The sequence below is a fragment of the Comamonas sp. F1-6 genome (genome assembly GCF_039581415.1).
GTDB classification, from domain to species: domain Bacteria; phylum Pseudomonadota; class Gammaproteobacteria; order Burkholderiales; family Burkholderiaceae_C; genus Comamonas; species Comamonas thiooxydans.
Genome location: NZ_JBCPWN010000012.1, coordinates 78,182 through 90,668 on the forward strand (window position 1 = coordinate 78,182; position 12,487 = coordinate 90,668).

General features: G+C 63.9%; 9 protein-coding genes and 1 riboswitch. All 9 genes read right to left on the reverse strand.

What is annotated here, in order from left to right; all coding sequences use genetic code 11:
* Window positions 1-67: 67 nt before the first annotated feature.
* Window positions 68-1,264, reverse strand: a complete 1,197-nt coding sequence (locus tag AAIL66_RS13905) for a TlyA family RNA methyltransferase (protein ID WP_034357192.1) — start codon at window positions 1,262-1,264, stop codon at window positions 68-70.
* 292 nt (window positions 1,265-1,556) lie between these two features.
* Window positions 1,557-2,987 (reverse strand): adenosylhomocysteinase, encoded by a 1,431-nt coding sequence (gene ahcY / locus AAIL66_RS13910; protein ID WP_054074378.1) that lies wholly within the window; start codon window positions 2,985-2,987, stop codon window positions 1,557-1,559.
* A gap of 75 nt (window positions 2,988-3,062) precedes the next feature.
* A riboswitch (S-adenosyl-L-homocysteine riboswitch) is annotated at window positions 3,063-3,160 on the reverse strand.
* A gap of 18 nt (window positions 3,161-3,178) precedes the next feature.
* Window positions 3,179-3,886, reverse strand: a complete 708-nt coding sequence (locus AAIL66_RS13915; protein ID WP_343496972.1) for a response regulator — start codon at window positions 3,884-3,886, stop codon at window positions 3,179-3,181.
* 35 nt (window positions 3,887-3,921) lie between these two features.
* A complete protein-coding gene (locus AAIL66_RS13920) occupies window positions 3,922-6,615 on the reverse strand; it encodes a sensor histidine kinase KdpD (RefSeq protein ID WP_343496973.1) in 2,694 nt (897 codons plus the stop codon).
* 29 nt (window positions 6,616-6,644) lie between these two features.
* Window positions 6,645-7,532, reverse strand: a complete 888-nt coding sequence (locus AAIL66_RS13925) for a TorF family putative porin (RefSeq protein ID WP_343496974.1) — start codon at window positions 7,530-7,532, stop codon at window positions 6,645-6,647.
* Between the two features lie 87 nt (window positions 7,533-7,619).
* Window positions 7,620-9,710, reverse strand: coding sequence for a potassium-transporting ATPase subunit KdpB (kdpB, locus tag AAIL66_RS13930; RefSeq protein ID WP_343496975.1), 2,091 nt, complete (start codon window positions 9,708-9,710; stop codon window positions 7,620-7,622).
* A 3-nt stretch (window positions 9,711-9,713) separates the two neighbouring features.
* Window positions 9,714-10,427 (reverse strand): K(+)-transporting ATPase subunit C, encoded by a 714-nt coding sequence (kdpC, locus tag AAIL66_RS13935; RefSeq protein WP_034405932.1) that lies wholly within the window; start codon window positions 10,425-10,427, stop codon window positions 9,714-9,716.
* 65 nt (window positions 10,428-10,492) lie between these two features.
* Window positions 10,493-12,199 (reverse strand): potassium-transporting ATPase subunit KdpA, encoded by a 1,707-nt coding sequence (kdpA, locus tag AAIL66_RS13940; protein ID WP_343496976.1) that lies wholly within the window; start codon window positions 12,197-12,199, stop codon window positions 10,493-10,495.
* Window positions 12,200-12,314: 115 nt separating this feature from the next.
* Window positions 12,315-12,410 (reverse strand): K(+)-transporting ATPase subunit F, encoded by a 96-nt coding sequence (gene kdpF / locus AAIL66_RS13945; RefSeq protein WP_003061706.1) that lies wholly within the window; start codon window positions 12,408-12,410, stop codon window positions 12,315-12,317.
* Between the last annotated feature and the right edge of the window lie 77 nt (window positions 12,411-12,487).

Below are 12,487 nucleotides of genomic sequence, written 5' to 3' on the forward strand. Positions count from 1 at the left end.
GTCTCTGAATCCTGGATCATGTGCGGGCGTAGAAGGCTCGGCACCCGCCACGCTTTTTACTCAACGCTCAACGTTCGTTGCGCTTTTTCTGCTTGCTGCGGGCCGGGCCGGGTTGGCCGAAGCTGGCCACCTCGGGGTCTTCATACAGCTCCTGCTTGGCGCGCTGGGCCTTGATATCGGCACGCGAAGGGCGCTTGGCGGCTGCCTTGACGGCCGGCCTGGCCGCAGCGGCCTCGTCGGCAGCAGCGGGGGCCGGAGCCTTGACTTCGGCGCCCTGCTGCGCCCAGACAAAGAATTCGTGATTGCCGTCGCCGCCTTCAATGGACGAGTCCAGCCACTGCTTGACGCTCAGCCCCAGATCTCCGAGGCAGTCGCGAATGCGTTTTTCGACCTCGGCGTACAAGGCCGTGTCGCGCACGATGCCGCCCTTGCCGATCTGGCCGGGCTGCAGCTCGAACTGGGGCTTGACCAGCATCAGCAGCTGGCCATGGGGCTTGAGCAGCTGTACCACGGCAGGCAGCACCAGGGTCAGCGAGATGAAGGACAGATCGCCGGTCACGAAATCGAAAGCCGGGCTGATGTCGATATTTTCGGTGCCGGGCTTGCGGCGCAACTCCACCGGAGCCAGACCTTCGGCCCGGGCCTTGGCCTTGGCGGCGCGCTCGGCCTTGAAGCTCTCGACATCCTGTTCCTTGGCATCGTCGCTGTCGTCATAGTCTTCATCGACCTGACCGCCGTTGCGCATCCAGGCATAGGGAGCGATGGGCTGGGTGTCGTTGTCCTCTTCTTCCTCGATGACTTCGCACAGCGCCTCGTCGCAAGCCTTCTCCAGCAGCTCGGGCGTCAGCGCGCGGGCGTTGAAGCCCTCGACGCAGACCACGCGTTCGTCATTTTTCAGGCGCTCGTGCAGCTGGCCGTGGCCCACGTCGAGGCCGATGACCTGGGTCGCACCGGCCTGCAGCAGGCAATCGGTGAAGCCGCCCGTGCTCTGCCCCACGTCCAGGCAGCGCAAGCCCTTGACGCTGAGGCCGGTCGCGGCCAGCGCGCCCTCGAGCTTGAGCCCGCCGCGCGAGATGTATTTGGCCTCGGCGGCGTCCAGCAACTGCAGCTCGGCACCGGCAGGAATGTCATCGCCGTTCTTGGCCACTTTCTTCCATGGCGCCAGCGGCGTCAGGCGCCACTCCACACCCGAGGCAATCAGGCGCTGGGCCTGGGAACGGGTGGCAGCATGACCTGCTTCAACCAAAAAAACATCTGCGCGCATAGCGTCGCTTCCTTTGAAATCAACCGCAGCCATACGCTGCAGGCAAGATAATCTGTTTTTTTATAGCTGCCTGCGCTTACCCTGTCTTAATTTCAGACAGAAATTCATCTGAAATCAAGATACGACAAGCGCAAGAAGCTATCAAATAAATCAACACAGCCTCAATACTGGCGCACACCAAACAAGGGACAGCGAGCAAGAGCCGCCTCGCAGCGAGGACTGCCCCAGCGAGGCTGTCGTCCCCCTCCGGCGAAGCCAGAGAGGGGGAAGGCGCAAAGCGCCTAAGGGGGAGTTAATAGCGATACGTTTCAGGCTTGTAAGGGCCTTGCTTGCTCACGCCGATATAAGCGGCCTGCTCGTCGCTCAGTTCGGTCAGCATGGCGCCGACCTTCTTCAGGTGCAGGCGGGCGACCTTTTCGTCCAGGATCTTGGGCAGCACATAAACCTTGCCCACTTCGTAGGCGTCGGGGCGGGTGAACAGCTCGATCTGCGCCAGGGTCTGGTTGGCGAAGGAGTTGGACATCACAAAGCTGGGGTGGCCGGTGGCGCAGCCCAGGTTCACCAGACGGCCCTTGGCCAGCAAGGTGATCTTCTTGCCGTCGGGGAACTCGATCTGATCCACCTGGGGCTTCACTTCTTCCCACTTGTACTTCTCGATCGAAGCCACATCGATTTCGTTGTCGAAGTGACCGATGTTGCAGACGATGGCCTGATCCTTCATGGCAACCATGTGCTCGTGACGGATGATGTCCTTGTTGCCGGTGGTGGTCACGAAGATATCGGCCTTGTCGGCAGCGTATTCCATGGTCACGACCTTGTAGCCTTCCATCGCGGCCTGCAGGGCGTTGATGGGGTCGATCTCGGTCACCCAGACCTGGGCCGACAGTGCGCGCAGCGCCTGGGCCGAGCCCTTGCCCACGTCGCCATAGCCGGCCACGCAGGCCACCTTGCCGGCGATCATCACGTCGGTGGCGCGCTTGATGCCGTCCACCAGCGATTCGCGGCAGCCGTACAGGTTGTCGAACTTGGACTTGGTCACCGAGTCGTTGACGTTGATGGCGCGGAACAGCAGCGTGCCCTTGGCCGACATTTCGTTGAGGCGGTGCACGCCGGTGGTGGTCTCTTCGGTCACGCCCATGATCTGGGCCGACTTGCGGCTGTACCAGGTGGGGTCCACGGCCAGCTTGGCCTTGATGGCGGCGAAGACGATGCGTTCTTCTTCCGAACCGGGGTTGGCCAGCACGGACAGGTCCTTCTCGGCGCGCTTGCCCAGGTGCATGAGCATGGTGGCGTCGCCGCCGTCGTCCAGGATCATGTTGGGGCCTTCGCCTTCGGTGCCGGCAGCGCCGAATTCAAAGATGGAGTGGGTGTAGTTCCAGTAGTCTTCCAGCGACTCGCCCTTGATGGCGTAGACAGGCACGCCGGTTTCGGCGATGGCGGCAGCTGCGTGATCCTGGGTCGAGAAGATGTTGCACGAGGCCCAGCGCACTTGTGCGCCCAGTGCCGTCAGCGTCTCGATCAGCACGGCGGTCTGGATGGTCATGTGCAGCGAGCCCGTGATGCGCGCGCCCTTCAGGGGCTGGGCAGCGGCGAACTCTTCACGCACAGCCATCAGACCGGGCATTTCGGTTTCGGCGATCCTGATTTCCTTGCGGCCCCAGGCAGCCAGGGAAATATCGGTAATGGCCGAATCAGCGGGGTTGAAGCGCACGGCAGCGTTCATGGTTTTCTCCAAATCTTGAATGAAAAACCACGTTCTGCAGCAGAGGGGGAATAAACCGGCTCACCGCACAGAAAGCGTGGGCGAGCGTCGTTGCGGGATGAAATCCGAGCCTCACGCCCCGCGCAGACCAGCTCATGGCTGGCCGGGGGAACGCTGCAACGCTCCTCGGATGGACGGCGATTATAAAGGAATCAGCCTTCGAGGCCCACCAAGCGATAACCGACTTGCAACTCGGTTACCAGATGCCGGGGCTGGGCCGGATCGAGCTCTATCTTCTGGCGCAGATTGGCCATGTGCACGCGCAGATAGTGGGGGCGGTCCAGATATTCAGCGCCCCAGACCTGCAGCAACAGCTGGCGGTGGGTCAGCACCTTGCCATGGCCGGCAATCAGGGCCGCCAGCAGGCGGAACTCTATGGGCGTCAGGTGCACGGCCACTCCGTCGCGCCTGACATCGTGCGCCGCCAGATCCACCACCACCGCGCCGAAACGCGCACAGCTGCCGGGCTTGTCTGACGCCGACGCCTGCTGGCGGCGGCGCAGCATCACGCGCAGCCTGGCCAGCAGCTCGGGCACGCCAAAGGGCTTGGTCAGGTAGTCATCGGCCCCGGCGTCCAGCGCCGCCACCTTGTCCTCTTCCCGCTCGCGCGCGGACAGGACAAGAATCGGCAACTGGCTCCAGGCGCGCAACTCGGCAATCACGGTCTTGCCATCGGCATCGGGCAGCCCCAGGTCCAGCACCACGGCGTCGGGCTGGCGGCTGGCGGCCTCGATCAGGCCGCGCCTGGCGGTTTCTGACTCGAACACCTGCCAGCCTTCGTCCTCCAATGCCAGGCGCACAAAGCGGCGGATGCTGGCGTCGTCTTCAATCAGCAAAATGCGGGGTGCGGCGCTTGTCATGTTCGGATTTGCATGTGATGCACGGGATTGTCGGCTCATTCGTCCATGGCCGGCTGCTCGGGCACAGGCAGGTGTACGCTGAAAATGGTGCCCGGCCCGGGCTCTGCCTGTGCAACCCGCAATCTGCCGCCATGGGCTTGCACGATGCGCTGAGCCAGCGCCAGGCCGAGCCCCATGCCGAACACGGCACTCTCCGCCTGCCCACGCGTGAACGGCTCGAACAGTTGCTCAGCAGACAGATGCACGGGCAGGCCCGGCCCCGCGTCCTGCACGCTCAGCACGCAGTCGCCGTCGGCCACGCTGGCTGCCACGGTGATCGTCGTGCCTTCGGGCGTGTACTTGATGGCGTTGTCCAGCAGATTGACCAGCACACGCTCCATCAGCACGGCATCGAGCTGCAGCAAGGGCAGATCGGCCGGCAGCGAGGTCTGCAGCGCATGAGCGGCCAGTCGCTCGCGCATCTGCGCCAGCGCGCTGCCCACCAGTTCGTCCACCGGCAGCCATTCGCGCTTGAGCTGCACGCCGCCTTGCTGCAGACGCGCCATGGCCAGCAGGTTGTCCACCAGTTGCTGCAGCGCCTGCGCCTGATTGCGGATCTGAACCAGCATGTGATGCGCCGGCCCCTGCGGCGCATGTGGCAAGGCCGCCTGGGCCGCGCCCAGGATGCCCGTCAGCGGCGTGCGCAGATCATGCGAGACGGCCGAGAGCAAGGTGTTGCGCATGCGCTCGCCCTCCATGGCGATCTGGGTCTGCTGCGCCACCTCCACAAAATGCACACGCTCCAATGCCAGGGCAATCTGGCTGGCACAGGCTTCAAGCAGACGGCGCTCCTCTGGCACTCGCAATCGTTGCGGCGCACGCAACTGTAGTACCAGCACGCCGCGCGAGCGCACGGGCGCCATCAGTGGCACATAAAGTGCCGGCGCAGCTGCCAGGGTATCGGTTCCATGGCCGGCCATCTGGCCATGCTCCATGCTCCAGCGACCCACGCTGGTGTCGATCTGAGCTTCGCTGCCAGGCGCCAGCTGCAAGCGCTCATCGGCATCGGGCACCAGCAGCCCGGTCTGGGCATCGAAAACGCCTGAAATCGTGGTCAGCGCGATCTGCGTGACCTGCTCCTGCGTCAGCGCACCCGACAGGTCACGCGCCAGCCTGGCCAGCGCGCCGGCCCGCCTTTCGCGCTCTGCTGCCACGCGCGCCTCGTGGCGCAGCCGCGCCGTCAGCTGGCCGCAGACCAGGGCCACACCCAGCATCAGGCTGAAGGTGAACAGGTATTGCGTATCGTTGACGCTGAAGGAGTTGCGCGGCGGCACAAAGTAGAAATCGAACAGCAGCACCGACAGCAGGGCCGCCCATGCTCCGGGGCCGCGTCCCCAGCGCACGGCTGACAGCACCACCACCAGCAGGAAAAGCATGACCACATTGGCCGGGTCGAACACTCGCAGCAGCAGCTCTGCCACCGCTGTAGCGGCCAGGCAAGCCAGGGTCACACCCGCATAGCCCTTCCACGGAATGTTCTTTTCACGCGCCGCCGGCAATCGCAAGGTGCTGTCATTCTTGCTTTGCTTGACGGACAGCAGCAGCACGTCCAGGCCTGGATCCAGCGCAGCGATCTGTTCGGACAGGCTGGAGGCACGCCAGCGCAGCCAGCGGCTCAAAGGTTCATGCACACGCGCCAGCACCAGATGACTGGCATTGCGCTCACGCGCAAAGTCCACCAGAGCCTGGGCCACATGGGCACCGGGGATGGTGGCCGTTTCCGCGCCCAGACGCGCAGCCAGCGCCAGGGTCTTGAGCACGGCCTCCTGCGCTGCCCGAGGCCGATGCTGGCGCTCCGGCGCATCCACATAGACCACCACCCAGTCGGCCTCCAGCCGCCTTGCCAGGCGTGCCACCTGGCGCACCAGGGCATCGTCACCGGCGCGGCCGCCCACGCCCACCAGCAGGCGCTCGCGCGTGGGCCAGACATCGCCGATGGAGCGCTCGCGGCGGTAGTCGCGCATGTCTTCATCGACACGATCGGCCGTGCGGCGCAAGGCCAGCTCGCGCAGCGCCAGCAAATTGCCCTGGCGAAAGAAATTGCGCGAGGCCCGCTCGGCCTGCTCCAGCGGGTAGACCTTGCCCGACTTGAGGCGCTTGAGCAGTTCCTCTGGCGGGATGTCGACCACGATGACCTCGTCGGCATCGTCAAAGATATGGTCGGGAACGGTCTCATGGACCTGTATGCCCACAATGCCGCCCACCACATCGTTCAGGCTTTCCAGATGCTGAACGTTGAGCGTGGTCCACACCTCGATACCCGCCTCCAGCAGCTCCTGCACATCCTGCCAGCGCTTGGGATGGCGCGAGCCGCTCACATTGCTGTGTGCCAGCTCGTCGAGCAGCAGCACCTCCGGGCGGCGTGCCAGAGCTACATCGAGGTCGAACTCGTCCAGCTGCCTGCCCTGGTAGACCAGCGTGCGCCGCGGCAGCAGCTCCAGGTCGTGCAGCTGCTGCTCGGTCTCGGCGCGGCCATGCGTCTCCACCAGCCCCACCAGAACCTTGCGCCCTGCCTGCCGCTCGCGCTGCGCAGCCGCCAGCATGGAATAGGTCTTGCCCACTCCGGCATTGGAGCCAAAGTAGATGCGCAGCTTGCCGAGATGGGCGCGCTGCCGATCTGCCTGCAGTTGAGCGACCAGCGCGTCGGGGTCGGGGCGCTGCGCGGCGGATGATGGTGTGGATGAAGGCATCAGGCGATCAGCGTATCACTCAAGTCCGGTCAGAACCCGGCACTCAGGCCCAGCAGCCAGCCGCTGCGTGCCAGATCACGCCATTGGCCACGACTGTTGACGGCGCTGTAGTAGCGGGCATCGGCCGAGGTACCCGCGTACGCAAGCGATGCAGTCCACGGCCCCCAGGCCCTGGATAGCGAGATGCGCCAGTCGGCATAGGAAACATCGCTGTAATTGCGCACCCAGGTATAGCCGCCATGCAGGCCCAAGGTGGCGAGATCGCCCAGCGGATGCTGATAGTTCAGATCCAGATACTGGCTGCCGCGACTGCTGCCTGCAGGCTGCAGCGCAGTGGCGAACGCCGAGCCGGCGGTACTCTCGCCCAGGCCGAAATAAGGCGTCAGTGCCACGGACCATTTGATGCTCAGACCACCATGAGTCGCCCCCAGATAGAGCTCGGTGGTGCCAAAGCGTTTGCTGCTGCCATCGCTTGCGCCCAGGCGTGCGCCGGGATAGCGGTACTGCAAAAGCCCGGCATCCAGCAACCAGTCAGGTACGAGCTCGCCGCGCCAGCCACCATAGATATCGTGCTCCAGCCCCTGGCCCCGGCCGTAGCTGTTGGTAGAGACATTGGACAGCGACGTGCCCAGATAAAAGCCCTTGGGCAAGGCCAGTTCCACTGCGCCCTGCACGGCCGCACCTTGCCAGGTCTGCGAGATGCCGCGAAAGCGGTAGTCACTGATCAGGCTCAGCGAGCCGGTCAGGGAAGACTTGCTGTCAGCCTGCACAGTGGCTGAGCTTTCAAAAGCAGATTGCGCTTTTGTTTCCTCGGCAGCAGAGGGTTTTGCACAGCTCAAGGCAATCATCAGCAACGCAGAGCCGATGACCCGGGAGCGCGAGGCGTGAAATGGTTTTTGAGGATGAGAGAGACGCATGATGGTGAAGCAAACAGATCAGACTTGCCGCGCCCGCAGAGAACGCGGACAAGCCCGAGAAACGAGAAAGCAAGGCCTGGATATGACTTAGACGAGGCCCAGAACGGCCAGCAGCATGTCGATGAGCTTGATGCCAACAAACGGCACGATCAGCCCGCCCAGGCCGTAGATCAGCAGGTTTCGGCGCAGCAGCAGGGCCGCACCCACGGCGCGATACTGCACGCCACGCAAGGCCAGCGGCACCAGGGCGATGATGATCAGTGCGTTGAAGATCACGGCGCTCAGGATGGCGGAATCGGCGCTGTGCAGCTGCATCACGTTGAGCGAGGCCAGTTGCGGATAAGTGCCCACAAAGGCGGCAGGAATGATGGCGAAATACTTGGCCACATCATTGGCAATGCTGAAGGTGGTCAACGCACCGCGCGTCATCAGCATCTGCTTGCCGGTTTCCACCACCTCGATCAGCTTGGTGGGGTTGGAGTCCAGGTCCACCATATTGCCGGCCTCTTTGGCAGCCTGGGTGCCGCTGTTCATGGCCACGGCCACATCGGCCTGAGCCAGGGCCGGAGCATCGTTGGTGCCGTCCCCCGTCATGGCCACCAGGCGGCCCGCCGCCTGGTGCGAGCGGATCAGCTGCAGCTTGTCTTCGGGCCTGGCTTCGGCCAGGTAATCATCCACCCCTGCCTCTGCGGCAATGGCGGCAGCCGTCAGCGGGTTGTCGCCCGTCACCATCACCGTCTTTATGCCCATGCGGCGCAGCTCGGCAAAGCGCTCGCGCATGCCCGGCTTGACGATGTCCTTGAGTTCGATCACACCCAGAACCTTGGCGCCATCGGCCACCACCAAAGGCGTGCTGCCCTTGCGCGAGACGTTGTCCACGGACAGTTGTACCTGAGCCGGGAAGCTGCCTCCCAGCGCCTCGACATGTCGGCGCACGGCATCGGCGGCGCCCTTGCGCAAGCTGCGCAAGCCTTGCGGGCTCTGCAGATCCACCCCGCTCATACGCGTCTGAGCGGTAAAGGGTACGAACTCGCCCGGAAAATCCGCACTGCTGCGATCGGGCAGGCCATGGCGCTCCTTGGCCAGAGCCACCACGCTGCGGCCTTCAGGTGTTTCATCTGCCAGAGACGAGAGCTGTGCGGCTTCGGCCAGCTGCGCGGCGCTCGTTCCGGGGGCCGGCAGAAACTCGCAGGCCTGGCGGTTGCCCAGGGTAATGGTGCCGGTCTTGTCCAGCAGCAGCACGTCCACATCGCCGGCAGCCTCAACGGCCCGGCCCGAAGTCGCAATGACATTGGCCTGCATCATGCGGCTCATGCCGGCCACACCGATGGCCGACAGCAGGCCGCCAATCGTGGTCGGAATCAGGCAGACCAGCAGCGCAATCAGCACGGCAATACCGACCACCGAGCCCGTTCCGGCCTGTGACACCGCAAAGGCCGAGAAGGGCCACAGCGTGACGATGACCAGCAAAAAGACCAGCGTCAGCCCCACGAGCAAAATCGTCAACGCCAGCTCATTGGGTGTCTTCTGGCGCTTGGCCGATTCGACCATGGAGATCATGCGATCCAGAAACGACTCGCCAGGATTGACCGTGACTTCCACCACCAGCCAGTCCGACAGCACGCGCGTGCCGCCGGTCACCGACGAGAAGTCGCCTCCGGCCTCGCGGATCACGGGTGCTGATTCGCCGGTGATCGCGCTTTCGTCCACCGAAGCAACGCCTTCTATCACCGTGCCGTCAAGCGCAATCGTGTCGCCGGCTTCCACGAAGATGACCACGCCCTTGCGCAGTTCGCTGGCGCGCATGGGAATCCATGAGCTGCCGAAATGCGGTTGCTGCAGCAGCTTGGCCACCGTATCGCGCTTCATGCCACGCAGGCTGGCGGCCTGGGCGCGGCTGCGGCCCTCGGCCAATGCTTCGGCAAAGTTGGCAAACAGCACGGTGAACCACAGCCACAGCGCAATCGCCAGGACAAAGCCGCTGTTCTCGCTGCCCGGCTCCATCAGGCTCTGCCACCACAACAGAGTGCTCAGAATCGCACCCAGATACACCACAAACATCACAGGGTTGGCCCACTGCGTACGCGGCGAGAGTTTGCGCACCGCATCCCACAGAGCCGATTTCGCCAGCTTGGCATCAAGCAGGCTGCGACCTGCCGTCATTTTCTTGGTGCTCATGGCTTACTCCTTCACTGCGCTGGTGGCGGGCTGCAAGGCGTCCAGCGCCAGATTGAGCTGCAGCACATTCACGCGCGGCTCGCCCAGCAAGCCCAGCGTGCGCTGCTCTGTTTTCTGCGCCAGCAATGGCTGCACCTGGTCTGGCGAGAGCCCTCGCGCCCTCGCCACACGCGGCAGTTGCAGCAGTGCATTGGCCATAGAGATATGCGGGTCCAGGCCCGATGCCGACGCAGTGACCGCATCCACCGGCACCGCCAGGTCTGCGGCCAGACCGTTATCGGCGCGGTACTGTGCGACACGCTGCGCCACGGCTTCGGACAAGTCCTTGTGCGTGGCCCCCTGGTTGCTGGCACCGGACAGGCCGGCGTTGTAGGGAGCCGCAATGTTTGCCCCCTCCTGACTCGGATCGGGAGCGACTGTGGCGCTGGGACGGCCATGGAAGTACTGCGGCCCGGTGAATTGCTGACCGATCAGGGCCGAGCCCACGATCCGGCCCTGGCGTTCGATCAGGCTGCCATTGGCTGCATGCGGGAACAGTGCCTGCGCCACACCCGTGGTCAGCAAGGGATAGGCAATGCCGGAGACCGCCATCACCAGCAGGGCGGCGCGCACGCTGGAGCCCAGCAGATGTGGCCAGGAGGCGGATTGCGCCTCGGGCTGCGCTTGTGCATGGCTTGGCAGCACTGAAGCGCAAAGAGTTTGAGTCGATGTTTTCATGATTTGCTCCCTGGTCTGCAGCCGTGCATGGACTGCAGACCATTGGCATCAATTGGAAGAAGGCGTCAGGCGTAGAGCTGACCCACCAGCATTTGCAGGTGCTCGATCACGGGCCCCAGAGCCATCGCCGGCAAAAAGGTCAACCCACCCACCACCAGCACCACAAACACCAGCAGGCCCATGAACAACGGCGTGGCCGTGGGGAAAGTGCCCGGACCCGGAGGCACGGTGGCCTTGGCCGCCAGGCTGCCAGCCACGGCCAGCATGGGCACAAGCGTCAGAAAGCGCCCCGCCAGCATGGCCAGGCCCGTGGTGGTGTTGAAGAACGGCGTGTTGGCATTGAGCCCTGCAAAAGCCGAGCCGTTGTTGGCCGTCGCCGAGGCATAGGCGTAGAGAATCTCCGAGAAGCCATGCGGGCCGCGGTTGTTGAGACTGGCTGCGGCATCCGGCCAGAGCGCGGCCAGCGCCGTGAAGCCCAGAATGCAGGCCGGCGGCACCAGTACCGCAAGCATGACCAGCTTGATCTCGCGCACCTCGATCTTCTTGCCCAGGAATTCAGGGGTACGCCCAATCATCATGCCGGCCAGAAACACCGTGAGGATGGCGTACTGAATCAGGTTGATCAGTCCCACGCCGTCGCCGCCGAAGACGCAGTTGAGCATCATCTGCGCCAGCGGCGTGATGGAGCCCAGCGGCGTCAGCGAATCATGCATGGCATTGACCGAGCCCGTGGTGGCCGCTGTCGTGGTGGCCACGAACAAGGCTGTATCGGCAATGCCGAAGCGCAGCTCCTTGCCCTCCATATTGCCGCCGCTCTGGCTCAGGCTGTATTGCTGATCGGCTCCGGCGCGCGCCAGCAGCTGGCTGCCGTTTTGCTCGGCCACGAAAACCAGGCTCAGAAAGCCGACAAACATCACCATGCAGGCAGCAAACAGCACCCAGCCCTGCTTGCGCCGCAGCAGCATGGAGCCAAAGGCATAGGTCATGCCGGCCGGGATCAGCAGCATCGAGAGGATGTGCAGCAGGTTGGTCAGCGGCGTCGGGTTCTCGAAGGGGTGGGCTGCATTCATGCCGAAGAAGCCACCGCCATTCGTGCCCAGATGCTTGATGCTTTCCAGGCTGGCCACCGGCCCCATCAGCAGCTGCTGACGGCCCCCTTCGAGCGTCGTCGCCACCGCGTCGGTGTGCATAGTCTGCGGAATGCCCTGCCAGACATAGACCAGGGCCATGATGAAGGACAGCGGCAGCAGCACGCGCCAGAACACGCGCACGAAGTCGACCCAGAAGTTGCCAATATCCTGTGCGCTTGACCGCGCCAGGCCGCGCACAAAGCCGGCACCGGCAGCAACACCCGTGGTGGCACCGGCAAACATCAGAAAGGTGATGACCACCATCTGCGTCGCATTGCTCAGGCTGTTCTCACCCGAGTAGGCCTGCCAGTTGGTATTGGTGATGAAGGAGGCTGCGGTGTTGAAGGCCAGTTCGGGCGCCTGCGCCGCGATCTCCAGCGGGTTCAGCGGCAGTGCGCCCTGCAGACGCAGCAGCAGATAACCCAGCAGCATCATCAGCGCATTGCTCAGCACCATAGCGGCGCCATAGCGCTGCCAGCCCATGCGCTCCTGCGGGTTCACGCCCATGACCCGGTAGCTCAGGCGCTCCAGCCAGCCATGACGCTCGCTGGTAAAGCAGCGTGCCAGCCATTGGCCCATGGGAATCGTCAGCAAGGTCGCCGCCGTCAGCACGGCGGCAAATTCCATCCAGGGTAACCACATGATCCACCCCTTTCAGAGACGCGCCAGGGCGCGCACAAAGCCCAGCAGTCCGACAAAGCAGACCACTGTCAGGCTCACAAAAATCAGGTCTTGCAGCACTTGCATGGCGGCCCCTTCAGAATTTCTCGGGGCGCAGCAGCGCATAGCCCAAATAGGCAAACAGCCCCAGCGCCGTCAGGGCGGCCAGGGCTTCAATCCAGGTGATGGTCATTTCATTCCTCCCACAAGCCGTTCACGCGGCTTGATTGCGATGGAGGAACTGTAGGAATTCACCCGTCAAGAACGGGT

Excerpts from the sequence above, each read along its gene's own strand:
- AAIL66_RS13905 (WP_034357192.1), bottom strand. The coding sequence starts at position 1,264 with ATGCGCGCAGATGTTTTTTTGGTTGAAGCAGGTCATGCTGCCACCCGT.
- ahcY (WP_054074378.1), bottom strand. The coding sequence starts at position 2,987 with ATGAACGCTGCCGTGCGCTTCAACCCCGCTGATTCGGCCATTACCGAT.
- AAIL66_RS13915 (WP_343496972.1), bottom strand. The coding sequence starts at position 3,886 with ATGACAAGCGCCGCACCCCGCATTTTGCTGATTGAAGACGACGCCAGC.
- AAIL66_RS13920 (WP_343496973.1), bottom strand. The coding sequence starts at position 6,615 with ATGCCTTCATCCACACCATCATCCGCCGCGCAGCGCCCCGACCCCGAC.
- AAIL66_RS13925 (WP_343496974.1), bottom strand. The coding sequence starts at position 7,532 with ATGCGTCTCTCTCATCCTCAAAAACCATTTCACGCCTCGCGCTCCCGG.
- kdpB (WP_343496975.1), bottom strand. The coding sequence starts at position 9,710 with ATGAGCACCAAGAAAATGACGGCAGGTCGCAGCCTGCTTGATGCCAAG.
- kdpC (WP_034405932.1), bottom strand. The coding sequence starts at position 10,427 with ATGAAAACATCGACTCAAACTCTTTGCGCTTCAGTGCTGCCAAGCCAT.
- kdpA (WP_343496976.1), bottom strand. The coding sequence starts at position 12,199 with ATGTGGTTACCCTGGATGGAATTTGCCGCCGTGCTGACGGCGGCGACC.
- kdpF (WP_003061706.1), bottom strand. The coding sequence starts at position 12,410 with ATGACCATCACCTGGATTGAAGCCCTGGCCGCCCTGACGGCGCTGGGG.